This window comes from Mycobacterium sp. GA-1199, from assembly GCF_001500045.1.
GTDB lineage: Bacteria > Actinomycetota > Actinomycetes > Mycobacteriales > Mycobacteriaceae > Mycobacterium.
In genome coordinates this window covers 280,225-305,799 of the sequence record NZ_LQIX01000034.1, presented here as the reverse complement: position 1 = coordinate 305,799, position 25,575 = coordinate 280,225, and the positions used below count along the sequence as shown (strand labels likewise).

Genomic DNA, 25,575 nt, shown 5'->3' with positions numbered 1-25,575 from the left:
CCCGCCTCGCAGGATTTCTCGCCTGCAGTTGCACTCGAACCCCTTCCACGGCACTACTACCGAGCGTAGTATTCACGGAGCCGGTGTCGACGACGGAATGGTGTAACCGTGAAGTGGAGTTTCGCCCAGGTAGGTCTGCTGGTCATCGCGATTTTCCACGTCGTCCAGGCGGTGATCGGCTTCATCGTCGAGCCGAGTTTCGCAACGGGCCCGGGCGCACCGACCGCACAGGTTCTCGGGATGGACTACAACGGATGGCACGCTGTCGCCGGACTGGCCCTGTTCGGCCCGGGACTGGTGTTCGCGTTGCGCAAGTCGTGGGCGGTGTTGTATCTGCTCGTCGCGGCGGTGGCGGGCGCGTTGCCAGGCATCTGGGCGTTCTTCTCACACCAGGTGGCGTACGTGTTCACGTTCCCCAACAACATCACCGACGCGGTGGTGCACCTGGTGACCGCCGCGGTGATGCTGGCGGTGGCCGGTATTCAGATCCGCATGGACGGCGGATTGCAGAACTCGCTTGCCGACCTGCGTAAGGGGTCGTGACCCGGGCCGCCGCCTCCGCTAGTGTGCGCTTAGATCGTCAAAAGTGGTGATACGGCGTGGATTTGCGATCTGAATGCACACTAGAGGTGCCGGCTACTCGGCGTCGTCCTTGTCGTCGGCCGAGGGGATTCCCTCGGGCGGTGGCGTCGAATAAGCGGGAGCCGTCGGCGGGACCCCTTGCTCTGCGCCCTCACCCTTGTTCGCGTCGTCCGAGGCCTGTTCGGGTGAGCTCATCATTTCTCTCCTAGTCCACGATCGTCTCGGCGAGCGATACCCGTACCCAGGGTGAAGAAAACCGCGTAGTTGGGTTCGGTAGCCGAACGGCTCTCGTGTACTTGCCCCGAGGACGCGCATCGAGCGCCGCACCGAGCAAGAGGACGAAACATGAACACAACCCACACCTCGAAGCGGATCCTCGGCGCGGCAGTGATGTCGTTCGCGATCGCCGCCGTCGGGTTCGGATCCGCAGCGGGCACGGCCCAAGCACTGCCCGGTGGGCCGGCGCCGCTGCAGGCGTGGCCCGGATGCCCGGATGCCAATCCGTCGGGACCCTGCCGCTGGTGCCCTGGTGATCCGCCGGTGCAGACCGGAAACCTGCGGGTGAACCCGGTGGTGTGGGACAACTCCGTATGCCACACCTATTGGTACGTCTACCACGGGCAGGGCAACGTCGCGCAGAACATCTTCGAAGGCGAGGCGCCACCGCCGCCGCCCGGCTTCACGCCACCCCTCCCGCCGGGCTGGTGCTGGTCGCTGTTCCTCCCCGGGCCGTGCCCTCAGGGCTGATTTCGCCGGAGCTAATATCGGCCGATGGGTGAGCCGCAGCTGACCGATGACGGCCACTTCATCGTCATCAACGGTCGCCGGTGGCGCGCCACCGATCCGGCCATACCCGAGGATCGGCGGGCCGAGCTGACCCGCATACTCATGGCATGGCGCCGAGAAGTGCGCCGCGCCAAGGGAACTGGCGGCGAAATGGCCGCACGTGCCGGTGTGCACGCAGCCAAGGTCGCATTGGGTGAGCGGGGTTCGCCGCCATGGTGGGAGCAGACCGACGAACAGCGTCGCCAGCGATATCAGGCCGACGTAGCCTCGCCCGAAGAGGACTGACCTCGCGCGTCAGACGCACCGCGCTGGCTGTCGGGCCGGCCGGTGTAGCCATGTCTTTCTTGCCCAGATGGAGAAGCTGAATTCGCTTCTCCGCCACCATGGGTGGCTATCGTGAGTTGGCATGCAGGGCTGGACCGCCGCCGCGGCCTTCGGACGCTCGGACTGCGAACGCCTCGACGTTGGCCTGCTCGCTCAGCCCGTCCTGGCCCTCACCAGCCTGGCGTACGTCGCCGTGGGGGTAGCCGTCCTGTGCTGGGCCCTGCGCGGTAGAGCGCTGTTGGCGGGAACCGCAGGAGTGGCGCTCATCGCCGTCGGCTTGGGCAGCTTCGTCTTCCACGGGCCCCAACCGCCGTGGGCCGGCCCGGTCCACGACTGGCCCATCATCATTTTGGCGGTGGTGTGCGTGATCGGTGTGGCCCGCACCGCGCGAGCGCGGCGGTCGGCGTGGATCGCGGCCGCGGCGGTCTTCGCTCTCGGCCTGGTCGCCTATGCCGCTGGGCGCACGGGCTCGCCGCTGTGCCGGCCCGACAGCCTGTGGCAGTACCACGGCGTCTGGCATGTGTTGTCGGGTGCCGCAGCGGGATTAGCCGCCTGGGCCATGGTGCCCGCACGTCAGTATCGTTCACGTCGATGCCGTTAGATCCAACGCCGCGAGGCCGCGTCCGCCGCGGCCTACGCAATGCGCTGCGCGGCCCCCGCGATCCGGCGCCCGTCGCGGGTCAGCGGCGCCGCCGTTCCGACGGGATGGGTGATCTGCACACCCGCAAGGTGCTCGATCTGACGATCCGCCTCGCCGAGGTGATGCTGTCTTCGGGCTCGGGCACCGCCGACGTCGTCGCCACCGCCCAGGACGTCGCCCAGGCCTACCGACTGACCGACTGCGTCGTCGACATCTTCGTCACCACCGTCATCGTGTCCGCGCTGCCGACCGCGGACAGTCCACCCGTCACCATCGTTCGGGCCGTACACAACCGGTCGACGGACTACACCCGGTTGGGCGAACTCGACCAGCTGGTTCAGCGGATCACCTCCGGCGGTGTGACGGTCGATCAAGCACACGATGCGATGGACGAGTTGACCGAGCGGCCGCATCCCTATCCACGGTGGCTGGCGACCGCGGGCTGGGCGGGTTTCGCGCTCGGCATCGCGATGCTGCTCGGCGGCGGCTGGTTGACCTGCATCCTGGCCGCGCTCACGTCGGGGGTCATCGACCAGGTGGGGCGCCGACTCAATCGCGTGGGTACGCCGTTCTTCTTCCAACATGTCGCGGGCGCGGCCATCGCGACCTCGGTCGCCGTGGCGGCCTTCCTGTATGCCGATATCGGACCGACGGTCATGGTGGCCACCGGCATCGTGGTGCTGTTGTCGGGATTGACCTTCGTCGGCGCGATGCAGGATGCGGTGACGGGCTACATGCTGACCGCGCTGGCCAGGCTCGGGGAAGCGGTGTTGCTGACGGCGGGCATCGTCGTGGGCATTCTCGCGGGCCTGCAGATCGCCCAGATCGCCGGCGTCACCATCTCGCTGCACGTCGATGCGACAGAATCGTTCATCGCGCCGAGCGGGGCGGTACGGATCTCGCTCGCGGTGTTTGGCGCGGCGCTTGCCGGCGCCTGCCTGACCGTGGCGAGCTATGCGCCGATGCGGGCCATCCTGACCGCCGGACTCGCGGCCGGGCTCGCCGAGGCGGTCCTGATCGCCCTGGGCAACGCCGGGTTCGGTCAGGTGTTCGCGAGCGGTGCCGCCGCGGTCGGCGTCGGTCTCGTCGCCACGCTGATCTCCATCCGTCGGCAAGCGCCGGCCTTGGTGACGGCCACTGCGGGCATCATGCCGATGTTGCCGGGTTTGGCGGTGTTTCGCGCGGTCTTCTCCTTCGCCGTGGACGGCAACTTCGACAACGGCATCCGCCAGATGATGTCGGCGATCGCGATCGCGCTGGCCCTGGGCAGTGGCGTGGTGCTCGGTGAGTTCATCGGCTCGCCGCTGCGCTTCCGCGCGGGCCGGATCGGCGACTTCCTCCGCAAGGAAGGACCACCGGGGCTGCGTCGTGCGGTGGGCCGCGTTGTGCATCTGCAGCCGGCCGACGATCAGCCGGCCGAGATGGTCCCGCGGACGCGAAGCGTCGCGCTGCAACCTGAGCCGTCCGGTGACACCCGAGACGATGCCGAGAACGACGACACGGAGCGCGACGAGAGCCGTGAGCAGCAGTAGGCGCGGACACGCCCTGGTTTGGCCGCAGCAAATGCAGGCTATAAATTCGAAGCATCGGATTCGTGACTAGCGCTGGAGGCATGCTCATGAGGTTTCGCAAGACCACGCTGGCTGCCATCGCAGGCGGCTTGACCGCGACGACTCTAGGGCTGAGCACTCCGGCAAGCGCGCAGCCGTCTCCACCGCCGCCCCCTCCGCCGCCGGCCCTGGCCGCTGAAATACCGCCGCCTCCGCCTCCGCCGGGTATGGCTCCACCGCCGGCCAGGCCGATGGCCGGGGAACCGGTGCCGGCATGGGCACCGCGGAAGCCCGCTGAGTTCTGGCTCGGCGAGCCCGTCGTGTGGCACTCGGGGTGGGGCGGACGCTGGGGCGTGTGGAAGAACGGCGCCTTCATCCACTTGTCGAAGAACCCGGTCACCGCCGGCGGCTGACCGTGGCGGTCAGCTCGAGGCGTCGAGGATCTTGATCGCGAAAATCAACGAGTCGCCGGGCTGGATTCCCGCGGCGGGCTGACCCTCGGGATACCCGTCGGCGGACGTCATCGCCACGGCGACTGTCGAACCGACCTTCTGCCCGGCGATGGCCTTCTGGAAGCCCGGCACAACTCCGTCGAGCGGGAAATCGACTGGCATACCCCGCTCGTAGCTGTTGTCGAACACGGACCCGTCGCGACCGTTGACCCCCATGTAGCAGACGAAGACCGTGGCGGTCTCGGAGACGACCGGACCGTCACCGGGCTTCAGCGTGTGTACCTGGGTCTCGGACACGCTGAACGGTGGTTGCACGTTGATCAGCGGCGCCGTCGAGTCGGTCGATCCGGTGACGGCGACGCTTCCGGTGTCGCCGTTGAGCGTCCACTCCGGTGCGCCGCCGATCTGTGGCGGCGCCGTCGGGCACATGGCGCTGGCGGGATCGCCGGTCTCCACCGGTGGGGGGATGAACTCGTCGGCCAGCGAGGACGTGCTCGTCGGTGAGGTCGTGTCGGTCGATGAGGCTTCCGTGTCGGAGCCGCAGGCGGAGAGAGCCAGAACCATCGATGCGGTGCAGGCGATCAGCCCGACAGGAAGAGACACACGCGAGGAATTCACGGTCGCCACGCTACAGACAGTGGCGCCAACGCTGTGCCGGTGGGCTGAGAGGCCGCGAGTGTGAGTTCCGATACGGCTGGCACGGCGGGTCGCGGATGAAATCGCACTATCGGCCGCGCTCTGTGCGACGGTTGCGGGGGACAGCCTGCCGAAGAGGGGCGCGATGGCGAGGCACGAAGCGGTGGTGTGCGGAGCGAGCATGGGTGGACTGCTCGCCGCGAGAGTGCTGGCAGACGCGTACGACTCGGTCACCGTCGTCGAGCGCGACGAACTGCCCGCCGACGCATCGCAGCGGGCGGGCGTGCCTCAGGGCCATCACCTGCACATGATGACGAGTGCGGGGTTGAAGATCCTCGACGAGATGTTGCCCGGGGTAATCAAGGAGTTGAGAGCGGCCGGCGCACCGATCATCGACACCCGCAACCTGTCGGCGGTATACGTCGAGGTCCGTGGGCATGCGCTGTGTCGAACGGGCGCATTGGCCGACCCCGATGCGATGCCTGTCCAGCCGGCCAGTCGACCGCTGCTGGAATCCGTTGTTCGCCAACGGGTTTGCGCGCTACCCAATGTCAAAGTGCTGGAGGGGCACGATGTTGTCGAGCCCGTACTGAGCGATCGCGCGGTAACCGGCGTTCGTATCGGTGACCGCAGCGGTGCCCGACAGTGGACCGTGCCGGCCGATCTGGTGGTAGACGCGACAGGCCGCTCGGCACGTACGCCGGCTTTCCTTGCGGCGCATGGCTTCACACGTCCGGCCGAGCGGTCGTATCCAGTGCAGCTCTGTTACGCCAGCCAGCTGTTTCGAATTGCGCCGGGGGCGCTGGACGACAAGGTGGTCTTCGTCAGCCCGACACTGGAACGCCCGACCGGCGTCGGCATGCTCGCCTACGAAAACGACACGATGATCGTGACGCTGATAGGCGTCGCCGGACACCGGCTTCCCACCGAACTGCCGGCGGTGTTGGCCGCCGTGGCCGAATGCGTGCCCCCGGAAATCAGCGCAGCACTCGCCGACGCCGAGCCGCTGGGGGAGACGCATCATCGCCACTTCCCGACCAGCGTGTGGCGTCGCTATGACAAGCTGTCCGCGTTTCCGCAGGGGCTGTTGGCGATTGGGGACGCGGTGTGCAGCTTGAACCCGATGTACGGCCAAGGGATGACCTCGGCGCTGATGCAGGCTCGCAGCCTTCGACAGTTCCTTGCCTTCGACGGTGAACCCTCGAGCCAGGTCTATTTTGGCGATGTCGCACGGAGGGTCGCGCCGTTGTGGTGGGCCAACCGGCTCAACGACTTCGGCTTCACCCCCGCGAGCGGATGGAGGTCGTTCCCGCAGCGAGTGTTCAACGGATACACCACCGCCTATATGGCCGCCGCGTCGACAGAAATGGCGCTCACGGAAACGTTCCTCAGGGTGCTGCAGGGGGTCGATCCGGGAACGAGGCTGATGCGCCCCGGACACGTGGCGCGGGTCATCACCAGCGGCAGGCGCGCCGGTCAGTAGTCCCATGCGGTCGGCACGCACCGGAAGACATCGCCGGCGGTCGCGACTCGACACACCGATGGGAACGGCAGATGAGTGGCGACCAGGGACTCACCGGTCGCCGCCAGCTCCCGCAGAAGTTCGATCCGCACGCGGGCCGACTCTTCTGGATCGTGCTCGAACCCGTTGTGCCACTCGGGGTTATCGAATCCAGGTGCGAAGACAGCGTCGCCGGCGAACGTCAACCGGTCACCTCCGGAGTCGAGGCGGACGATGGCGTGGCCCGGGGTGTGGCCTCCGGTACGAGCGACAAGCACCCCCGGGGCCAGTTCGTACTCCGTCTCGAAGGTCCGCATGTGGCCGCGGTACTCGTCGAGGAACCGTGAGGCTATCGACCGGAGCGCATCTGGAACCGGGGCAGGCATATCGGTGTGGGAGAAGTCGGGTGCTTCCCAGAACTCTGCCTCCGCGGCGGCAACATGAACCCGTAGGTCAGGGCGCAGCCGTTCCTTCAGCCCCTTCGTGAGCAGCCCGCCGACGTGGTCCATATGCAGGTGGGTGAGTACCACGTCGGTCACCGCTGAGGGATCGATACCGGCGGCCTCCAAACGATGGACTGTCTGCCCGGCCCGCGGGAAGTCCGGGAACTCCACGCCAAGCCCGGCGTCGACCAGGATGGTCCGCTCACCGGTGCGCACCACGACCACGTTGAGCGGCCAATCGAGCACGTCTCTGGGAAGGAACCGGTCGTCGAGCCAACTCCCGAACTCGGTCGGGTCGGCATTGGTCGCCATGGTCCGGGCCGTGATCGGTAGCACCCCATCGCTGATCACCAGCACCTCGATGTCACCGACCTGCACCGCGTACCGCGACGGAACCAACTCGTCGAGGGTCGTCGAACCGAAATCCGAGATGCTGTCTACGCTCATGGCTGTCCTCCTGAGGGCCTTACCGGATATCACCTGTCATCTCTGGAGAACGCCTTCAGGTGACCTGGTTTATCCAGTCGGTGGCGCGCAACCTCTGTCGTGCCTGAAACGGTTCGACTGCCGGTGTGCCGGTGACATGTAGGAGTTGTGACGTCGACAGCGGGTCGACGGTCGCGCGCACCTTCGGATAGCGGACCACCTAAACCACCGGGGTCATGGTGACGGCCGCTCGGTTGCTAGGGGCGGTTTGCCTCAGCGTTTTGTGAGCGGTTGCGCGACAGGTGATCTCAGCGGGATGCGGTGACCACGAGTTCGTGATCTCCGGCCGCCCAGGCGGATTCGAACACGTCGGTGGTCACGTGCTCGCCCTTGGTGTCGTCGCCGCCGCTGTCGCCGAGATAGACGGCGTCGTTGTCGTAATCGATGGCGGCGACGGTGACCAGGTGACCGCATCCCGTCCGATCGCCGTCACCATCCCAGATGGTGTTGGAATTCACGCACACAATCGCCTGCCGTCCGTCACCCAAATAGTCCGCCAACGCGTCCATTCCGGTGGCGAGGCCACCCTTGGCAGCGGTGTCGTCGTTGGTGTAGTCGGCTTTGATTCCGTAGTGCTTGAGCAGGAGCAGAAGGTCGGTCGTGCAGGTGCCGTGCCCGACACCGCCGTCACTGGGGTCGATGCTCTCGTCATACACCGGTTCACCCGGGTCACAGTCGCTCGGAGTCTTCGCCGCAAGGTCGATGATCTCGCGTTCGGTGGGCGCCGACCCGGTGATCTCGCCGACCACCATGCGGGTGGCCATCAACCCGCAGTCGCTTTCGGTCTGTTCCTCCCAGAAGTGGAGGGCGGCCGCAGGATCTCCGTAGACGCCGCCCGTGATCTCAGGCTGGCCATCGCCATCGTCGTCTTTGACGATCGGTTGAACCTGCTGTTTTTGTGGAGGCGCCTCCGGCTGGGCCGTCGCTGAGCCGTCCGGTTCGGCCGCCTGCCCGCAGGCGACACCGGCAACCACCATCGAACCGGCGATCGCGGTAGCTGCGAACGCTTTTCGGCATTGCCCACTCATGTGACGAAGATGCACTCGGCGAAGTTAGCAGATGCGAGGGGACGTTCTTGGCATTTGCGGGTCGGCGATTGGGGGGTCGTCACCACTGCTAATGGGAAGACACCGCTGATGCCGCGGGCGTCGGTTTCGCGGAGATGCGCGCATCGGTGCGCTCTCACACGTCATCATGGACCTCTAGCAGACGCAAAACGAGGGGTGAGGCATGCGGCGATGGGTTCGGCGATGGTTCACGCAACCGGATCAGTACGATTGGATCAGCGCTTACCTGAACGAGCGTGGACTGCAGCTAATCTGGCGACACGCAACGTTCGGCTACACCATGGCACTTGCCACACTGCCCATCATCATGCTGTGGAGTCCCCTCGGACCGAACACCACGGCCACCATCGCGATAGCCATCGCGGCAGCGGTACTCGGCGTCGCCGGCGGACTCCTGTGGATATTGCGATGGCCCACACGGCGCCAGTCAGTCATGTACTCCGTGATGTCCACCGCGGCGATTGCGGCCACCTGCTTGGCTCTGTCCAGCCCGTACGCGGGTCTGATGGGGTGCGTGACCTTCGCCGTCCTCGGCGGTTTCATCAGCTACTTCCACACCCTTGGTCACATGGTGGCCAATTTCGCCGTGGCTGCGGGATGCTCGACGGTGCTGGCCTACCGCCTCGTGACCGCCACGGGCGACGTCGCCCTGACAAGCGCGGCTGTACTCACCGTAGTGTCACTCAACGTGGGTGTGCCCTTCGGCATCCAGTCGTTGATGCACACACTGCGCACGGATTTGCGGGGTTCCGACCGTGATCCCCTAACTGGACTGCACAACCGGCGGTCATTTCACAGCTCGGTCTATGAGGTGATGATGCGCCATCACCGCCTGACGGATACCTACCTGGTGATGGCCATGATCGATCTCGATAACTTCAAGCGGCTCAACGATACTCGGGGACACGCCGCTGGGGATCAGGCGTTGACCAGCGTGGGTGCGGCGCTTCGGGAGAATAGCCGCTCCGCCGCCGTGATCGGTCGACTTGGGGGAGAAGAATTCGTGGTAGCAGACATCGACACCAACCCGAACCCCGCAGAAATGGCAGAACGACTCCGTCGGGCAATCGAGAAGATCCCTTTTCCGGTGACAGCGAGTATCGGTACCGCGAGCGCTGGCCTCGAAAGCTACTCAGCCGGAGACAACCTTCAACTCATCGACGATCTGATCCGCCATTCAGACACGGCAATGTATGAGGCCAAACGCGCTGGAGGGAATCGGGTATGCCACTATGCCGCGCCGACACCCACCTGCGACGAAGTCAGTTCGGTAGAACTAGCAAGCGATCCGTAACTCAGGGAACGCGCGTGGTGTAAATTCTTGCGTCGCGGGTGGCACTGCTCATGCCAGGATCGCCCGCGCTGCGCGCTCTGCGATCAGCATGACCGGCGCGTTGGTGTTCCCGGAAGTGATGGTGGGCATCGCCGAAGCATCGGCCACCCGCAGGCCTGCAACGCCAAACACGCGACAGTCGGTGTCGAGCACCGTGGCGGCCGACCGTGGGATACCGCGTGCATCAAAGGCACCCATCGCGCAGGTGCCCACCGGATGGAAGATGGTGGTGCCCAATTCACGTGCGGCCGTCAGGAGGTCTTCGTTGCTGACCAGTTGCGAGCCGGGAAGCATTTCTTCCGGACAGTAGCGGGCTAGAGGAGGGGCGGCCATGATCTGCCGCGTCATCCGAAGGCCGCGCACGGCGACTTCACAGTCAGCATCAGTGGACAGGTAGTTGCAGCTGATCTTCGGGTGGGTCAGCGGATCTGCATCTACCAGACGCACGTGGCCCCGCGAGGTGGGTCGCAGGTTGCAGACCGAGGGAGTGATGGCGCCGAAGGGGTGCAGGGGTTCCCCGAATTTCGGCAACGACAACGGCTGCACATGCCACTCCATATCCGGGCTGGCCAACGCGGGGTCACTCTTGGCGAAAGCCCCCAGTGTGGACGGCGGCATCGTCAACGGCCCTGATCGCAGCAGCAGGTACTGAATTCCCATGCCCGCCCGGGAGATCCAATTCCGGTACAGCGTGTTGACGGTTCGCGCGCCCCGAACGCGGTAGACCGTTCGAAGCTGCAGATGGTCCTGGAGGTTTCCGCCGACTCCTGGCAGATCAACAACCACCGGCACGTGATGCTGGGTGAGCAACCCGGCCGGACCCAACCCCGAGACCTGCATCAGGTGAGGGGAGCCGATCGCACCGGCGCTCAGAATCACCTCTCGGCGGGCCCGAACGTCGACGATCTGGCCGTCTTTGAGCAGCCGCACGCCCGTAACACGGTTCCGGGCCGTGGTCCAGGCGCCGCGACGCTGATCCTCGCGGACCTGATCGTCCATCAGCAGGTGGAGAGCCTGAGTCTGCGTGTAAACGGTGAGATTGGGGCGGTGGGTGACGGGGTGGAGGAAGGCATCGGCCATCGACCATCGCCGGCCGCGTCGTTGGTTGACATGAAAGTAGGCGCTCCCGGAGTTGTCTCCGCGGTTGAACTCGTCGATGGGCTCGATGCCCACCTCGGCAGCGGCGGCCTGCCAGGCGTCAAGAATCTTCCAGCGCACACGCGGTCGCTCGACCCGAATCTCGCCTGTAGCGCCGTGCCAGTCGTCGGCTCCGCCGAAGTAGTTTTCCAACTCTTTGTAGATCGTCAGTGTCTCGCCGGGACGATCTGGGCCGCCCCAAAGCCAGCGCTCGTCTCCGGTGGCTCGCGCCCACAACTCGAAATCGCTTGCTTGCCCGCGCATGTGAATCATGGCGTTGATCGACGAGCAACCGCCGATCACGCGGCCGCGTGCGTAGATGATGCTGCGGCCGGCCAGGCCCGGATCGGGTTCGGTGGTGAAGCACCAGTCGGTGCGGGGGTTGGCAATGGTGTACAGATAGCCGACCGGCACCTTGATCCAAAACCAGTTGTCTTTGCCGCCGGCCTCGATCAGGAGCACACGATGATCGGGGTTGGCGCTGAGCCGATTGGCGAGCAGGCAGCCTGCGCTGCCCGCTCCCACGACGATGTAGTCGAATTCGGCATCAAATCCAACTCTTTGATGGCCCCTGGATCTCACCGCTACCACATTAACGCGCAAGGTGCTTTTCGCACTCAGCGTCGGGCATGGTCGCGCCTGCTTTGCTGGCGCCAAAATTGGTGCGCTTAAGGATGGTGCCGCCGCCTTAGCCTTGAGTCATGGGCGAGGGGGCAGTCAACGGTTCATTGCAACGGACTTACGAGGCGGTAATCTCCGCCGATGTCGGACCGTTCCTACGTGCACGCGGCTTTGGCATATCGGACTGCAGTTTCAAGCGGGAGCGGGGACCACTCTACGACATGATCGACCTTCAGCCCGACTGGCACAACGGCACGATGTCGTGGCACGGGTTCTTCGTCAATGTCGGTATCGGATCAGTCGAGGTCGACGCCGCATGTCCTGGATACGAGCGGGTACGACATCCCCTCAAAGGTTCGCTGCTGCAACGTCGTTGGGAGCGCTTGGTGCCCGATCTGCCATACGAGGTGCGGTTCGACCATCGCACCGACATGCGGCAGTTCGCCGACGCGCTCTGCGACGGCTTTGACTTGGTACTCGTTGAGATGGAACGGATAAGCACCACAGAACAATTGGTGCGATACGCAGTCGACAACAACCTGCTCATCGAATATGACAAGACCTGCCGGTACCTGGCTGCAATTGATGACATCGACACGCTGACGGAATACGTGACACGGCTACACGATTGCTTCGGCCATCAAGAACGTTGGTCGATCTTCAGTCGCAACATCAGCACGGCCGCTGGACCTTGGGCGGATGATCTGCGGAAGCGCGGATTGCTCGAGCCGATGCAGGTATGAGCCTTCGCGACGGCGGTGGTACACCCGGAACCAGCGATTGTCTTACAAAACGTCGTACGCTGTTGCTGTGGCTGACACAATTACCTTCCGGCCGGACGACGAGACCGCTAAGGCGCTGGAAGTTTTAACGAGAGATGGCACGGCTGTGTCCGCAGCCGTTCGATCTGCTCTCATCGATGCCGCACGCCGAAAGGCCAAAGCGACGATTCGCGCCGAGGCGGAAAGGCTTGCCGAAGACGAGTCCGACCGCGCTGAGGCCAAGCAGGTGTTGCGCGACATGGAGACGCTGCGTGCGTGGTGAGGTCTTTCGGTTACACGCCCCGTGGGGGAGTCGTGGCCACGAGCAGTCTGGTTCCCGATACGCCGTAGTAATCCAGTCGGATCACGTGCCGTTGTCGACCTGGCTGGTCGCACCGACGTCCACGTCGGCTCGTGCAGCCAGCTTCCGACCCGAGGTTGAAATCGCCGGCGTGAACACCCGAGTACTTGCCGAGCAGACCGCGGCGGTTGACCCAAGTCGACTCGGCGAGAGCGTCGGATTCCTCAGTTTCGAAGAAATGCGCCGCGTTGATGCGGCCCTACGCGTCGTTCTCGATCTATGAGATCAGCGCCGTCATCCCTTCGAACGAACCAAACAGTCGTCACCTTGAGTGTCGACACCGCAGGCTTAGTGTCCGGTCTCATTCTTGTTGTCATCACCGAGCTGCGAGGATGCCAACTTCAGTGAGACGGTGGGGCCCCGCTTTGTCTCAGTCGATTGTCCTTTCCGTAGTGGCACTCGTCCGCTGGGTGAGCAAGTCAGATCTCAGTAGGCAGAGGTCAGGGAACTGGGCCAGTCAGTCATTGCGGTCTATTTGTAGGTTCCCCTCAAAGATGGCGGATTCGAGGGGTTATAGAGCAGGGGAGCGTGAAATCGAGGCCGTCTCTTTTCTTAGAACTGGGACAGCGCAAATTGGGTTGGCTCTCGGATCAGTTATCGGGGGTGATGGTGGGTGTCCCGCGTGCGGTAGTAGACGTTGCGTTGGGGTCAGATCCCTGGTTTTGCGGTTGTGTCGATGTAGGTGCTGAGCACGTCGATGAGCATTCGGCGCTCGGTGGCAGTGTCGATCTGTCGAGGCATGATGAGCTGGGTGGTGACTAGGCCGCGGATGTTGGTCAGCAGGAGGTCGCCGATGGCTTTGGATTGGGTGGCGTCGAGGTCGTCGGTGATCGACTGAGCGAGCTCGGCGAAGGTTGATGCCAAGCGCGAGAGTTGCTTTCGGGCAGCTGATCCCGGTGTGGCGCGGGTGCCGATCAGGATCTCGATTGCCGCGCGCGACGTCGGGCTCGACATCGCCGACCAAGCGGTCTCAACGACGTCACGCACCCGATCGTGAACGTCCCCGGATCGGCCGCTGGGGGAAACGGCCAGCGCCGTGGTCAGCTCCTCGAACCCTTTGTCCACGACCGCGACCAGCAGCCCCTCGCGGTCACCGAAGTGATATTGCACCACCCCCCAGGTGACGCCCGCGCGTTGTGCGATCGCCTTGACGTTCGCGCCGGCCAAACCCGCTTCGAGAATGTGTGCAACCGCTTCATCGAGGATGCTCGCGCGCGTACGTTCGGCTCGAGGCTGACTGCCATGCGACGGGCGAGTCGGCGCTGCCGGTGCCTTCATGACTCCACATCACCACACTTCACCCAGATACGCCCGCACTGCGACCTTGCACACAAAACATTAACCATTTATGGTTTTGTGGTCGATGCCGACCAGCGCAAAGGAGCGGACTGTGACAGATCCTCTGTCCAACGGGAAGACCTACAAGGTCATCGTCTGGGCCACCGGAACGATCGGTGGCTACGCCATCCGCACCATCATGGATCGGCCGAATCTGGAACTGGTCGGCGTGTGGGTGCACTCACCGTCGAAGGTCGGCCAAGACGCCGGCACCCTTGCCGGCATGGAACCGATCGGTGTGCTGGCGACCAACGACGCCGATGCGCTGCTGGCCTCCGACGCTGACGCGGTGATCTACGTCGGACCGGGCACCTCACGGCCCAAAGAGGCGCGCGACGACTACTGCAAGATCCTGCGGGCGGGCAAGAACATCGTGACCACATCGATTCCGGGTCTGGTCTATGAACGCGGGTCGCTCTCGCCGCGCTACACCGCACCGATCGTGGAGGCTGGAAAAGCGGGCAACGCTTCGCTGTTTTCCTCCGGCATCGAACCTGGCTTCGGCTGCGACCTGCTACCCATTGCACTGGCCTCGATGTCGCACACCGTGTACTCCATCCGCGGCCTGGAGATCACCAACTACTCCGAATACCCGGTCGCTTTCGATATGCACGAAATGTTCGGTTTGGGAAAGCCTTTGGATTATCAAGGGGGGTTGCGCATCCCCGGAGCCATCACCATCGGGTGGGGCGCGGCAGTGACCATGGTCGCTGACGCGTTGGGTATCGAATTCGACGAGATCCGCGAATCCTGCGAGTTCGCCCCCTCACCGCGTCGCCTTGAGACGGCGTCGGGAATCATCGAGCCGGGCACCGCGGGTGCGGTGTGGTCACGCTGCATCGGCATGAAAGATGGCAAGGAAGTCGTGACCATCGAGCACGTCGACCGCATGGCCGACGACATCGCTCCCGACTGGCCCAAAGGCCGCGCCGGTGACACCGACGGCATCTGGCGCGTGATCATGGAGGGTGAGCCGAGCATCGACTGCGAATTCCAGGTCGGCTTCAATGCCGACGAAAACACCAGCAATCAGGGACTGCTGGCCACCGGCATGCGAGCCCTCAACGCGATCCCCTGGGTATGCGAAGCCGAACCCGGAATAGTCGACGCGCTGCACCTTCCTTTGACCCCCGCCTACGGATCACTTCGCCCGAACCGAGAAGGCATCCACATCTTCTAAAACCGCCGACTCCTGTGGCGGGCAAAGCTTCCAGCGAGGTGAGAGCACATGTCCTACGACGAATTGACCCAGCCCCTGGCGGTCCTGCCGCCCGAACTGCTGTCCGGTCTCAATTTAGCTGGCGGTGGTGAACTGGGTACCGTCATAATTTCTGAGACAACAACTACCAAATTCCGTCCCGATCTAGATGGCGGTTCAAGCATTGCCATGATCCTTCAGCGTCGTGATCTGCTATTCACTCCACGAGCGTCTCGCGCCGCGGGTCCATCCAGTAGGTCAGGAATTCCACGTTCGCCCGGTCAGGCCTGCTACATCAGAACCCATAGAGGTGATGCCGCGCGTTAAACGCTGCGGGTCCTCCCTCCAGAAGGTTCTCTGCGAGGGCCCGAATCGTGCTGTCGTCAAGTGAACCGATCCCACCCTCGGCTGATTTCCCGTGGGTTCCGTCGCTCTCAAGCGCAATAATTAGTTCGGCATCGCCAAGGACAGGCACGTTGGCGTTGTGCGTACTAGCAATAATCTGACGCTTCCCTTTCAACGTTCGCAGATTTTGCACGACGCCCTTGTAGATGAAGTTGTTGTCGAGATCGTCCTCTGGCTGGTCGATGATAAGCGGGGCCTCGGATGCACCGAGTAGTAACAACAGTAGGGCCGTTGCGCGCTGCCCCTTCGACAACTGCGTCATCGTGCGAAGCCCAGAATGGTCGCCGATCTTAAGCAGCACCTCGACGGCTAAATCAACGGACGTCTCCTCAAGTTCACGTGCGAGCACCTCTCCCGCTGATACGAGAGCAGCAGCCTGTGCACCCCGGATGTCGAACTCCGCCAACGAATTACCACCGCTACGAATGGCCGCTGCTAGCCCTCTCGGTGAGAAATCCAAAGCGTTAACGGCGGCGGCTATCTGAGTTCGCTGACCGCTTACATGGCCCTTGATGACTTCCAAGATGTGACTTCGGTCGGCGGCCGGGACTGGACGTACAACTACCACACCAGCTGTCGCGTGGTTCGCCGCGCGCACCGCGCTGTGAAGCTGCTCGGTGCGGCGAATCTCGTGTTGCCGTAACTCGCCGAGGAGGTCGTCACGCTGAACTAAGAGGTTCTGTATCTGTTGTTGCTGCGTCGCAAGTCGAGGCTTGGCTGCCAGCAACTGCGTCAACTCGGCTTTGGCGGCCACGTACTTGTCGGGCTCTAGCCCCTTTTCATTGAGCTCTCGGAGCACCTGCCCGTATGCGGCCACCTCATCCGCGGTCGCCTTCGCCCATTCCTGTTTGGCTGCTTCAATTTGCGCCTCGGCTGCGGCGAATGCTTGGATGGCTTGAGCATTAAGCTCCGCTAGCGTGGCGCCCAGTGTCGAGATCGCCGTCGCGACGCGATGGAGACGCTGAGCCTGCGGTGCACCATCGATGCCGTCAATAGGCGCGGCGAGGTCGACGACCTGGTGAGCCTGCGTGAAGCTCGCGTGAGCTTGCCGCGCTCCGGCGATACGATCTTGGCCTTCCTTGAAGATGGCGCGGTCCTGTACCAGCCGCTGCTGACCGGCGAGCTTGGCAGGCACGTCTGTCTTCTCGTAGTGGCCCACCTGTTCTTCCAGACGCCCGGCGCGAGCCAGTTCATTCTCAAGCTCAACTTTGTCGTCCTCGGAACGCTTCAGGTCTTCGCGGTTCTGTCGGAGCTTCTGCAATGTGCGCGCGAGTGCGGCATCCTCGCCTCCGGCCCCTTCGAAACGAAGGACGAGTTCAGCGACACTAGTCGGGTCTCCTGCTAGTTCGGCGAGCTCGTGTTGCCCAAATATCTCGACGGGTCCAATTGCATCCACGGGCGAGAGCTTTGTCTGCTGCCCATGCGCGTCCAGGACGACAGGCGGGTGCGGCACTTCGCGTTCCACGATGAATCGCTGAGCCTTTGGTGCGACTGTCTCGACCTCTACGCGGATGATGGTGCCAGCATGTAGCACGTTGTCGACCATGGTCTTGTGATCGGATTTCATCTGTGGGGAGATGACGTCGATATTGAGCGCGTAGCGGATGCTCTCGATTACTGTCGACTTTCCCGCACCGCGGCCACCGATGATCGCCGTCAAATCCTCGGAAATGGGCAGCGTTACGCCGTCGAGATAGCCACCGACCCAAGACACCTGCTTTATCGTGGGCCGTGGTGCGACTGCGGGGTCTGTCAGTGACACGCGGGTCTGAGGCGTTCGGACTGCGAGTTTGAGGCTTTGGAGTGACGGAGTGCTGACCTTGAACCAGCAACTCGCACCGACTTCACGCAACTGGCGCGGGCCCATCACGTCGTCTGCATGGATGGTTGTTAGCGGGTGGGTCCGTTCAAATATGCCGGTTCCGGCGCACACCGCCTGTTGGTCCTGTGCATCCGGCGCACCCGGAGAGATGCCAATTGCGTGCAGATCCGGATTCGTAATCATTGCGGCTAATGGCTGCCCAGAACGTGTCGTTAGCATTCCTGCCGGAGCAACGTTCGCGTGAGCAGGAATGGGGAGAGCGCCGTCGGCAGTCATTCGTTCCATGATGTCTGAGTACGAATCGCCGACTGTGCCGTTGTCGCACCCGGGAGAGCCTCCGCATCGGCCGATGGACGCATTGACCGTTGAGAAGTCTGTGCCTGCCTCGAAGATCACGAGAATATGTATGCCTTCGGACGAGTTCGCCTCAAAACCCGGTAGCGCGACAATCCCGCGCGCCGTGGCGGCTTCTATCAAACTCCGCGCCGAATCGACGCACCAGTGATCGGTGACGGCAATGATGGTGATGCCCTGCGCCTCGCACTCGTCTAGGAGGGCAGTGTTGTACGCTTCGTCACTGCTGAAGTTGTTCTTCGGTGCGTTGCGCCCCTGATACTCATAGGGATTCACTTGCAAGGCGGCACGAATCCATCGCGCTCCGTTGGTAGTCACTTGGATTCCCTATCGTTAGCGCCGCACAAAGCGTTCACCCAGACCGTTGAGCCAGGTAAGCGGCGACATCATCTTCAGGCCAGACACGAGTCGAATTGTTCACGCGAACGAAGAAGGTCCTTTCGTCCTTGCTCGTCGTCGCCCACGCTCCAGCACGGTAGCGTCCAACATCCACACGGCAGATCTCTTTCCCTTCGTGCACAACAATTCTGGCCCGCACAAGAGTCGTGGGATTATGACCGAGTGCGTTGATCAAGTGCGTGGTTAGCCAGTTCACGAAACCGTCTCCGTTGGGAGGTTTCACGCAGCCATAGTCGACATCGAGCCCGAGGACCGCACCCTGGTTGTCGACACCGATCAGGAGAGTTCCGCCGTCTGTGTTGAGGAACGCAGCCACCGTCTTGACCACTGCGTCTTCCATCGCCTTGTTTTTTCGGCTTTCCCGAAGATCCCATCTGGCCGTGGACTTGAACTCGACCGAGAAATCCTCATCATTCTCGATCAGTTGCTCGACCGTACGTAACTGCGCTTCCCTCCGACGGAGCTCGTCCGCAACGCGTGCTGCGACCTCTTCATTGGTGCGGATCAGCTCGATCACTTCATCGCTCATACTCGCCAAGTCCGGCAGCTCAAGGGTGACTGCCGGCGCACCAGAGGGCACGGGCTGCACACGTTCTCCGCGGTACACCGTTGATCCGTCGTCGCCGTACGCACTCAAGAGGTGGTCAAACACTGCCTGCACTTTGGAGTTGAACAGATCGAACGGGTATGGGTCCGCCGGTAGAGTTTCGTCTAGTACTTGCCGGATAGTCGATTTCACATCAGCGGCTGTCGCAGCTTTCCGACGCCAGTCCAGCACGACCTTGTCATGGACGTGCGAGAGCAGTCGCTTGGCGCTGGACTTCACGACGGCGCGCTCATCATCTGTGAGCACTGGGTCGGGCTTGGTAAGTAGATCGAAAATAGCCAACTCTTCTTCGCTCAAGTCCTCACGTGCGGCTCGTTGCTCCTCGTTAGTGAGAGTGCGAGACAGCTCGATCAATCGCCGCAGGTACTCATCGATGTTGACGCTGTCGGCGTTGTACTGATCGATTAGATCCTCGATCCGCTGAACGAGGTCGTATCGAGTCGGGTTGCGTGTCGCTGCAGATGCTGCCCGCTGTTTCAATAACTCGGCAAGCCGGTCAGTCTCGGCGCGTTTACGTCCAGCGAATTGGGCTGCCAGAGCATTGAAGTCGATCTGCGATAGGTCGATGAGAGGATCCGGCTCGCTGCCTTCTGCGGCAGCTCGGATGACGTACTCCTCAGCACCGACAGACCGGTCAAGCAGTGCGTCCACAGCATCCGACACGGCGGATATATCGGCTTGCGCCGGCCGGGTTACATCGGCGATCCGCTCGGCGACAACCCGGATTGCAGCCACAGTCTGTTGCAGGGAGGCAGCTTCGGGATCGGGGAGTAGTCCCTTAAAGAGCTTGCGTACTTGCCGTGCGCCAGCCATGAACGTTGTGCGCACATCCTCATCGACCAGTAGCGCTTCGACCGCGGCATCACGTAACGCAATGTGTTCGAATCCCGAGGCATCACGAAGTGCCGGAAGATCCACGCCCTGGGTGGCGCAGAAGGCTACGAGATTGTCAATCGCCGAGGTTAGCTCCCCAACGAGCGCATCAAGATCCTGGATCGGCGACCCAATGTCGCTCTCTGCGTGCGCGGCACCGTAGATCGCCAACGCCTTCTCAAGGTTCCGGAACACGCCGACGTAGTCGACGATCAGGCCGTTGTCTTTATCCGGGAAGACCCGGTTGGCACGTGCGATTGTCTGCATCAAGGTGTGGTTGCGCATTGGCCGGTCGAGATAGATCGTCGACACGCTCGGAGCGTCGAACCCGGTGATCCACATCGCGCAGACGAAGACCAACCGCAGTGGATCGTCGGCATCCTTGAACTTCTCGGCCAGGTTCTCGCGGTTCATCCGCTCGCGGTGCCGACGGATGTCCAAGCCGACGCTGTCGAGTGCTGCTATCTCGTTCTGACTCTGGGAGACGACAACTGCCATATCCGTCGTCTCCATTAGTTTGATTCGGCTTGCTAGCCAGGGCCTTTCGAGCTGAGGGAGGGCGTCGTGCTGCGTCCGCAATTCTGCAAGGTGCTCATCCCATGCGGCACGTACGTAGTCGTACATGCGAACTGCGGCGGCTTTATCCAGTCCGACGTACATCGCCTTGCCGGTGAAACCACGTCCTACAAAATGTTTGACGAGATCTTGCGCGATCTTGCGCAGGCGCTCTGGCCGGGTCAGCAGTGTGTACTGCTTGCCAAATCGCCGAGCGAGCTGACCCTCTGCCGCCTCATCGAGTTCTGCTGCTTCCAAGAGACTCTCGAGTTCTTGCTCGAAATCGTCGTTGACAAGCTGCAGCTCCGGGATCCGGTTCTCGTAGTAGAGCGGAACTGTTGCTCCGTCTTCGATGGCGGCGCGGAAGTTGTATGTACTGACGTAATCGCCGAACTGCTGCTTGGTGAGCTCCTCGCCGACGATTAGCGGGGTTCCGGTGAAGCCCATGAAGGACGCATTCGGCAACGCGTGTCGCATGTTCAGTGCGAGAGTGTCGTATTGGCTTCGGTGTGCTTCGTCGGTGATGACTACGACGTCAGATCGGTCCGACAGCACCGGCATCGACGTCTCGCCCTTGCCCGGTTGGAACTTGTGGATCAGCGTGAAGACGTAACGGTGGTCGGCGGAGAGCAACTCGCGCAGGTGAGCGATTGACGAGGCGTGAACCTTGGCCTCCGCAGGTATCACGCCAGCGTCGGCGAACTCGCCGTGTAACTGAAGGTCGAGTTCTGTGCGGTCTGTAACCATCACAAAGGTCCATGCCCCCGGAATCTGCCGCAGCACCTTTTGCGTGAACCACAACATCGACAGTGACTTGCCTGAACCCTGCGTGTGCCAGAAGACGCCGAGCCGCTTATCGCCTGTCGCGCGCACCTGATAAAGGTTGTCGATCGCGGCATTGACGCCGTGGTACTGATGGCTGCGAGCGACCGTCTTGATCAGGCCGCCGGGCCTTTCGATGTAGGTGACGAAGTTCTCGATTAGGTCGAGCAGGATGTGCGGAGTGCAGGTGCCTCGGATCGCAGTCTCCAAGGCGATAACGCCGCGGTTGCCCTGGGCGTCGATAACCGTCCAGTCACTAAAGAAATCCCAAGATGCGTAGGTAGCCCCCACCTTCGCGTCTCGTCCATTGGAGAGAACGATAAATCCGTTCGGCACGAACAGCTGTGGGATCGTGTCGCGGTAGTCGGTGAGGTTCTCGTCGTACGCCGCCTTCACGGGGCGATTGGGTTCTTTGAACTCGAACAGCACTAATGGGATGCCATTTACGAACAGCACCGTATCGGTCCGTCGACGATACAGGTCACCGGCGAACCACATTTGCGGGACAGCTACCCACTCATTCTTCGTGGAATCACGAAAGTCGATGTACTGCACGGTCGTGTATTGACGCTCGCCATGGTCGTCCGTCCACTCGGCGCGGTAGCCGTCGCGGATCAGCTTGTAGATTTCGCGATTCGCGCGCACCCGGTCCATCAGTGACCTGTCCCGGACGAGGGCAGTTAGGGCTTCCTCGCGGATCGTGTCGGGGATGCGCAGATTCAGATCTCGGAGGGCATCGCGGACCCGGTGAATGAGCACGACATCGTGCATCGAGTCACGGCCCAAAGTTCCTGCAGGACCGAACGTTTCCTGAAACCCGTGGACGACGGTCCAGCCGAGCTGCTCAAGCAAGCCCAGGCTAGGTTGCTCCACCAGACCGCCTTCGGTGTACCGTCCTGCCACTACGCCACCGCCCCCTCCGTGATGGCGTCTAGATGCATTCGCGAGATGTCGATTTGCCCGGTGACCAACTTTGGCAAGAGCAAGTCCCGCATGCGTACAAGGCACTGGTTCTGTCGTTGCAGCGCTGAACTTTCCGATGCCAATGCCTCGGACACCTCCGCGAATTCGACCATCAGTCGATCAGGAGGTCTGAGGAACGGCTTGCTGTATGCAACGTCACGACTAAGGCCCGGTACAGCAGCATGAGTGTTCAGGAACTCAGTTCGGTGCAGTTGTTCGACAACGAATCTGAGCGGCAGAGCTGACTCGACAAAGTAGGTCGTATCAATTGGCCAACATGGACCGTCGATCCATGTCACGCTGCCAACATTGCCCTTTCTTCCGAGGACAATCGCGGGACCAGCGACGAGCTCTTGGTCGTGCCATCCAACAATGCCAGACGAACCCACGACCGCAACTTCACCGCCATTGCGGGCATCGGCTTTGAGGGCCTTTCCGTACTTCAGTTCGATGACCTCGCCCAACGTAACCTCACGCCATTCCTTAGGAATGGGACCGACAGACGATTCAACAAGGGGCACGTCCTCGTGGCCCGGGAAACGGAAGCGTACGAACCACTCTCGGTAGATCTCCCTCGCCATCTCCTCCAACACCGCAATACGCTGATGGCCGTTCTCGATGAGAGAATCTATTGCACCAAGAAATGCGCCGATACGGCGCTGTATCGGTAACGGAGCAAGTTTGACGGTGACACTGTAGATTCGCTCCGGTGCCGTGTGTCTTACTGTCGTACCTGTAGCAGTTGCTCGAAGCTGACTGCGCGAAGTGTCCGACAGTAGAACGTAATACAGGTAACGACGATCGAGCTCGACTCCGGGTTTCACCGTCACAAGACCAAGCCGTTGATTATGCAGCATCTTTGGTTGCGGTGGCACAAAGGCTGGAGAACCCAAGATCGGAGCATTCTGTGTGAGGTCGGTCATTACGACAAGCAAGTCGCCGGCGACCAGGTCAAACTCAGCTGGGTAAGGACCTGTGTAATACCGATCCTTCCCTGGACGCAGCTTTAGGCCGCCGCCGATCGGAAAGTTCCCTGGCGTTAGGACGATGTGATCCCCTCCTGCAGCAAAGAACTCGCCCTTGAAGGCGTAGCCGTGTTTAACGTTGATCAGCTCGCCAAGGGGCTTCGTGCACCATCCGGACGTCATGCGTTGAGGACTTCCTGAATGGCAGTGTCAACTTTGGCGCGCAAGACCCCGGCTTCGTCGCTCAGGCGTGAGAACTCCTCATATAGGCCGGCGAGCTTCTCAGTGAAATCTTCACCATCGTCTTCGACTGCTGCGGTTCCGGTGTAGCGCCCAGGGTTGAGGCTCCAGCCCTGCGCTTTGATCTCAGCGCGCGTTACGACCTTGCACAGTCCGGCGACGTCGAGGTACTTCCCTTCTGAGAAGTGCTCGTTCATCAACGCGCTGCTACCGTCGACGGTCTCGAGTTCCTCGCCACGGTATAGCCGTGCAATGTTGGCGAGGAACTCGATCTGCTCCGGCAGAAAGTCCCGGTGTGCACGGTCTAACTGTCGGAATAGGTGTCGCGCATCGATGAATAGGACCGTGTCTTCGCGAGCTGTTCCAACCTTCCCTCGGTCTAGGAACCACAGTGTCACCGGCAAAGTGACCGTGTAGAAGAAGTTCGTACCGACCGCGACCATCACGTCGACCGCGCCCGTTTCGACAAGATTCTGCCTAATATTTCGCTCCGAGTGGCCCGCGTCGCCCGCGGAGTTCGCCATGACGAACCCAGCGCGTCCATTGGCGCTCAACGCCGAATAGAACTGCTGAATCCACAAGTAGTTTGCGTTGTCAGGCTTGGGAATACCGAACGGGAAGCGCTTGTCGCCGGACAACTTGTCTTTGTCGACCTTGTCCACGTTGAACGGCGGATTGGCCATAACGAAGTCAAATGCTTCTACTGAATCGTGGGGATCTTCGTAGTAGCTGTTGCCGATGCGGATATCGCCGGATAACCCGTGGAGGGCGAGGTTCATCTTCGCCAGCGGAACCGTTCCCTCCTTCTGCTCGACCCCGAACACTGAGAGCTCGCGGGTAGCTGACTTATGATGCCGCTCAACGAACTTTGCGGACTGCACGAACATGCCGCCAGATCCGCACGCCGGATCGAGCACTCGGCCGTGGAACGGCTCGATGATCTCCACGATCAGCCGGACGATCGAGTAGGGCGTGAAGAACTCGCCACCGAGGCGGCCCTCACTGGCGGCGAAGTTCGACAGGAAGTCCTCATAGATCAAGCCGAACGCATCGCCGGACAGCTGGCGCGGCAGCGGAGCGAACAGCCGTAAAAGCTCGGTGAGTGTGGACTTCTCCAAACGCTGGTACCCCCGCGGCAGCACGTCGCGGAGCTCCGGGTTCGCCTCCTCGATGGTCTTCATCGCTTCGTCGATCGCCTTGCCGAGGTTCTGGCTCTCGGGAAGCTCGACGAGGTGCGAGAGACGGGCCGCATCCGGCACGTACAGCACCGACTTGGCGCGGTAGTCGTCCGGTGTAACCGGCCGGCGCGCCGTGGCTTTGGCTTCCAAATCGGGCCGGGCCTGCTCGAACCGAAATTCCGCATAGGCGAGGAAGATCAGCCCGAGCACTGGGCCTCGATACTCGGCAGGGGATAGCGTCGAGTTCGCACGCAACTCGTCGGCCGCAGCCCAGAGCGTGCGGCGGACCTGCGCAAGATCATCGGTTTTCAAGTTGTCTCGCCTTTCTTGCCCTGCAGAGGGCTCTCATTTCGAGGTGCATCAATAAACCGCAGGATGTTGTAGTACGTGTCGCGCATCGGTATTCCGTAGATGCGGGCATCTCGCCGGCGTGCGGTCAGATGCGTGATCACCGTCCACACCCGGTTGGTCGCTCGCCACGGGTCCGCATCGCCGCACGCGGGGAGGATCGCCTCCACTTCCCGCGCGACTAGCGAATTGCGCTGAGCGGAGCCAGCGTCGGGATCGGTTGCCGCGAGTAGGAAACCAGGGCGAGACAGGAGCCGAGCGATCTTGACTTGCTCTGGATACGTCAGCGCGTTGACGTCGTCGATGCCGAATTGGTTCCTACGACGGTCGATCTCGCTGGCTCCGATGATCCCTGGGCTGGCACACTCTCGGCCGATCAGCATCGGCAGGGAATCGTGCAGGACATCGCGGGGGCCCAGGTGGCGCCGGAAGTGTCGCTCTGCGGCGAGTGCAGGGTAGTAGCCGTGCAGGTCGATCTGTGGAGAGCCGAGCCACTGCCGGTGCCGTACACAGACGAGCCCGACGCCCACGAGCCTTCCGCGAGCGGGCTCACCCTTGGTGCAGCGGAGGCACAGATTTCGCTCGGTCACCTCTTGGTCGAGCACGCGCTCGGGCGCGGTGAACGCATCTGATCGAAGCCCACCGAGGTCTCGCCATGCCTGCAGACGATCAGGATTGCGTCGCTGGCTAGTACGGACGACCCCACGTTCCCGCAAGGCATGTTCGATATCGGACGGCATGCAGAAGTTGCGGGCGGCGTGGCGCCGAACGTAGGAGTCCAGGTTTTCGCCGTGGTATAGGCGGGTGCGCACGGGGAGAGGTGTCATG

General features: G+C 62.5%; 23 protein-coding genes. 12 read left to right on the top strand and 11 right to left on the bottom strand.

Annotation, left to right across the window (positions count from 1 at the left end; genetic code table 11):
* Positions 1–108: 108 nt before the first annotated feature.
* Positions 109–543, top strand: coding sequence for a DUF4383 domain-containing protein (locus AU198_RS19400; protein WP_064350169.1), 435 nt, complete (start codon positions 109–111; stop codon positions 541–543).
* 93 nt (positions 544–636) lie between these two features.
* On the opposite strand, the gene AU198_RS26270 is transcribed toward AU198_RS19400, so the two are convergent.
* Complete coding sequence (locus AU198_RS26270) at positions 637–777, bottom strand: hypothetical protein (RefSeq protein WP_156431672.1); 141 nt, start codon at positions 775–777, stop codon at positions 637–639.
* A 150-nt stretch (positions 778–927) separates the two neighbouring features.
* Here AU198_RS26270 and AU198_RS19395 point away from each other — a divergent pair, with 150 nt between their 5' ends.
* The 5 genes from AU198_RS19395 to AU198_RS19375 all read left to right on the top strand — a co-directional run bounded on the left by AU198_RS19395 (position 928) and on the right by AU198_RS19375 (position 4,295).
* Entirely contained in the window at positions 928–1,329 is a 402-nt protein-coding gene (locus AU198_RS19395) for a hypothetical protein (RefSeq protein WP_064350168.1), read from the top strand.
* A 24-nt stretch (positions 1,330–1,353) separates the two neighbouring features.
* Complete coding sequence (locus AU198_RS19390) at positions 1,354–1,653, top strand: hypothetical protein (protein ID WP_064350167.1); 300 nt, start codon at positions 1,354–1,356, stop codon at positions 1,651–1,653.
* 121 nt (positions 1,654–1,774) lie between these two features.
* A complete protein-coding gene (locus tag AU198_RS19385; protein ID WP_064350166.1) occupies positions 1,775–2,293 on the top strand; it encodes a hypothetical protein in 519 nt (172 codons plus the stop codon).
* On the top strand, positions 2,284–3,864 hold the full coding sequence (locus AU198_RS19380) for a threonine/serine exporter family protein (RefSeq protein WP_064350165.1): 1,581 nt from the start codon (positions 2,284–2,286) through the stop codon (positions 3,862–3,864). The genes AU198_RS19385 and AU198_RS19380 overlap by 10 nt, the downstream gene beginning before the upstream one ends.
* An 86-nt stretch (positions 3,865–3,950) precedes the next feature.
* Positions 3,951–4,295, top strand: a complete 345-nt coding sequence (locus AU198_RS19375) for a hypothetical protein (protein WP_064350226.1) — start codon at positions 3,951–3,953, stop codon at positions 4,293–4,295.
* 9 nt (positions 4,296–4,304) lie between these two features.
* Here the strand turns inward: AU198_RS19375 and AU198_RS19370 are convergent, their stop codons facing one another.
* The gene (locus tag AU198_RS19370; RefSeq protein ID WP_120270974.1) at positions 4,305–4,937 is read right to left on the bottom strand and encodes an FKBP-type peptidyl-prolyl cis-trans isomerase; all 633 of its coding nucleotides are present in this window, start codon (positions 4,935–4,937) and stop codon (positions 4,305–4,307) included.
* 178 nt (positions 4,938–5,115) lie between these two features.
* Between AU198_RS19370 and AU198_RS19365 the strand changes: the two genes are divergently transcribed.
* Positions 5,116–6,453 carry an FAD-dependent oxidoreductase gene (locus tag AU198_RS19365; protein WP_064350164.1) on the top strand — a complete coding sequence of 446 codons (1,338 nt, stop codon included), beginning with the start codon at positions 5,116–5,118 and terminating at the stop codon, positions 6,451–6,453.
* Here AU198_RS19365 and AU198_RS19360 read toward each other — a convergent pair.
* On the bottom strand, positions 6,447–7,361 hold the full coding sequence (locus AU198_RS19360) for an MBL fold metallo-hydrolase (protein WP_064350163.1): 915 nt from the start codon (positions 7,359–7,361) through the stop codon (positions 6,447–6,449). The two genes, AU198_RS19365 and AU198_RS19360, sit on opposite strands and share 7 nt — an antisense overlap.
* 287 nt (positions 7,362–7,648) lie before the next feature.
* A complete protein-coding gene (locus AU198_RS19355) occupies positions 7,649–8,428 on the bottom strand; it encodes a cysteine peptidase family C39 domain-containing protein (RefSeq protein ID WP_064350162.1) in 780 nt (259 codons plus the stop codon).
* Positions 8,429–8,630: 202 nt separating this feature from the next.
* Here AU198_RS19355 and AU198_RS19350 point away from each other — a divergent pair, with 202 nt between their 5' ends.
* Positions 8,631–9,761 carry a GGDEF domain-containing protein gene (locus AU198_RS19350; protein ID WP_064350161.1) on the top strand — a complete coding sequence of 377 codons (1,131 nt, stop codon included), beginning with the start codon at positions 8,631–8,633 and terminating at the stop codon, positions 9,759–9,761.
* A 48-nt stretch (positions 9,762–9,809) separates the two neighbouring features.
* On the opposite strand, the gene AU198_RS19345 is transcribed toward AU198_RS19350, so the two are convergent.
* Positions 9,810–11,519, bottom strand: a complete 1,710-nt coding sequence (locus AU198_RS19345; protein ID WP_064350160.1) for a GMC family oxidoreductase — start codon at positions 11,517–11,519, stop codon at positions 9,810–9,812.
* A gap of 119 nt (positions 11,520–11,638) precedes the next feature.
* Here AU198_RS19345 and AU198_RS19340 point away from each other — a divergent pair, with 119 nt between their 5' ends.
* The 3 genes from AU198_RS19340 (at position 11,639) to AU198_RS25920 (ending at position 12,903) form a co-directional block, all read left to right on the top strand.
* Positions 11,639–12,301, top strand: a complete 663-nt coding sequence (locus tag AU198_RS19340; RefSeq protein WP_064350159.1) for a DUF4304 domain-containing protein — start codon at positions 11,639–11,641, stop codon at positions 12,299–12,301.
* A gap of 67 nt (positions 12,302–12,368) precedes the next feature.
* Positions 12,369–12,602: a hypothetical protein gene (locus AU198_RS19335; RefSeq protein ID WP_064350158.1), complete on the top strand. Its 234-nt coding sequence runs from the start codon at positions 12,369–12,371 to the stop codon at positions 12,600–12,602.
* Positions 12,592–12,903 (top strand): type II toxin-antitoxin system PemK/MazF family toxin, encoded by a 312-nt coding sequence (locus tag AU198_RS25920; RefSeq protein ID WP_082691112.1) that lies wholly within the window; start codon positions 12,592–12,594, stop codon positions 12,901–12,903. The genes AU198_RS19335 and AU198_RS25920 overlap by 11 nt, the downstream gene beginning before the upstream one ends.
* 425 nt (positions 12,904–13,328) lie before the next feature.
* Here the strand turns inward: AU198_RS25920 and AU198_RS19330 are convergent, their stop codons facing one another.
* The gene (locus tag AU198_RS19330; RefSeq protein WP_064350157.1) at positions 13,329–13,958 is read right to left on the bottom strand and encodes a TetR/AcrR family transcriptional regulator; all 630 of its coding nucleotides are present in this window, start codon (positions 13,956–13,958) and stop codon (positions 13,329–13,331) included.
* A gap of 112 nt (positions 13,959–14,070) precedes the next feature.
* Between AU198_RS19330 and AU198_RS19325 the strand changes: the two genes are divergently transcribed.
* The gene (locus AU198_RS19325; protein ID WP_064350156.1) at positions 14,071–15,198 is read left to right on the top strand and encodes an NAD(P)H-dependent amine dehydrogenase family protein; all 1,128 of its coding nucleotides are present in this window, start codon (positions 14,071–14,073) and stop codon (positions 15,196–15,198) included.
* A gap of 313 nt (positions 15,199–15,511) precedes the next feature.
* Here the strand turns inward: AU198_RS19325 and AU198_RS19320 are convergent, their stop codons facing one another.
* The 5 genes from AU198_RS19320 to AU198_RS26485 are packed head-to-tail and all read right to left on the bottom strand — an operon-like array spanning position 15,512 to position 25,574.
* The gene (locus AU198_RS19320; RefSeq protein WP_231744719.1) at positions 15,512–18,115 is read right to left on the bottom strand and encodes a TrlF family AAA-like ATPase; all 2,604 of its coding nucleotides are present in this window, start codon (positions 18,113–18,115) and stop codon (positions 15,512–15,514) included.
* Between the two features lie 34 nt (positions 18,116–18,149).
* Positions 18,150–21,956: an HsdR family type I site-specific deoxyribonuclease gene (locus AU198_RS19315; protein ID WP_082691111.1), complete on the bottom strand. Its 3,807-nt coding sequence runs from the start codon at positions 21,954–21,956 to the stop codon at positions 18,150–18,152.
* Complete coding sequence (locus AU198_RS25915; RefSeq protein WP_082691110.1) at positions 21,956–23,164, bottom strand: restriction endonuclease subunit S; 1,209 nt, start codon at positions 23,162–23,164, stop codon at positions 21,956–21,958. The genes AU198_RS19315 and AU198_RS25915 overlap by 1 nt, the downstream gene beginning before the upstream one ends.
* A complete protein-coding gene (locus tag AU198_RS19305; protein ID WP_064350154.1) occupies positions 23,161–24,711 on the bottom strand; it encodes a class I SAM-dependent DNA methyltransferase in 1,551 nt (516 codons plus the stop codon). Before AU198_RS19305 ends, AU198_RS25915 begins: the two co-directional genes overlap by 4 nt.
* Positions 24,708–25,574 (bottom strand): hypothetical protein, encoded by an 867-nt coding sequence (locus tag AU198_RS26485; RefSeq protein WP_231744718.1) that lies wholly within the window; start codon positions 25,572–25,574, stop codon positions 24,708–24,710. The genes AU198_RS19305 and AU198_RS26485 overlap by 4 nt, the downstream gene beginning before the upstream one ends.
* Position 25,575: the final 1 nt, after the last annotated feature.

Bases quoted from the DNA above. Each gene is read 5' to 3' on its own strand.
- AU198_RS26270 (WP_156431672.1), bottom strand. From the start codon at position 777: ATGAGCTCACCCGAACAGGCCTCGGACGACGCGAACAAGGGTGAGGGC.
- AU198_RS19395 (WP_064350168.1), top strand. From the start codon at position 928: ATGAACACAACCCACACCTCGAAGCGGATCCTCGGCGCGGCAGTGATG.
- AU198_RS19390 (WP_064350167.1), top strand. From the start codon at position 1,354: ATGGGTGAGCCGCAGCTGACCGATGACGGCCACTTCATCGTCATCAAC.
- AU198_RS19385 (WP_064350166.1), top strand. From the start codon at position 1,775: ATGCAGGGCTGGACCGCCGCCGCGGCCTTCGGACGCTCGGACTGCGAA.
- AU198_RS19380 (WP_064350165.1), top strand. From the start codon at position 2,284: ATGCCGTTAGATCCAACGCCGCGAGGCCGCGTCCGCCGCGGCCTACGC.
- AU198_RS19375 (WP_064350226.1), top strand. From the start codon at position 3,951: ATGAGGTTTCGCAAGACCACGCTGGCTGCCATCGCAGGCGGCTTGACC.
- AU198_RS19365 (WP_064350164.1), top strand. From the start codon at position 5,116: ATGGCGAGGCACGAAGCGGTGGTGTGCGGAGCGAGCATGGGTGGACTG.
- AU198_RS19360 (WP_064350163.1), bottom strand. From the start codon at position 7,361: ATGAGCGTAGACAGCATCTCGGATTTCGGTTCGACGACCCTCGACGAG.
- AU198_RS19355 (WP_064350162.1), bottom strand. From the start codon at position 8,428: ATGAGTGGGCAATGCCGAAAAGCGTTCGCAGCTACCGCGATCGCCGGT.
- AU198_RS19350 (WP_064350161.1), top strand. From the start codon at position 8,631: ATGCGGCGATGGGTTCGGCGATGGTTCACGCAACCGGATCAGTACGAT.
- AU198_RS19340 (WP_064350159.1), top strand. From the start codon at position 11,639: ATGGGCGAGGGGGCAGTCAACGGTTCATTGCAACGGACTTACGAGGCG.
- AU198_RS19330 (WP_064350157.1), bottom strand. From the start codon at position 13,958: ATGAAGGCACCGGCAGCGCCGACTCGCCCGTCGCATGGCAGTCAGCCT.
- AU198_RS25915 (WP_082691110.1), bottom strand. From the start codon at position 23,164: ATGACGTCCGGATGGTGCACGAAGCCCCTTGGCGAGCTGATCAACGTT.
- AU198_RS26485 (WP_231744718.1), bottom strand. From the start codon at position 25,574: ATGACACCTCTCCCCGTGCGCACCCGCCTATACCACGGCGAAAACCTG.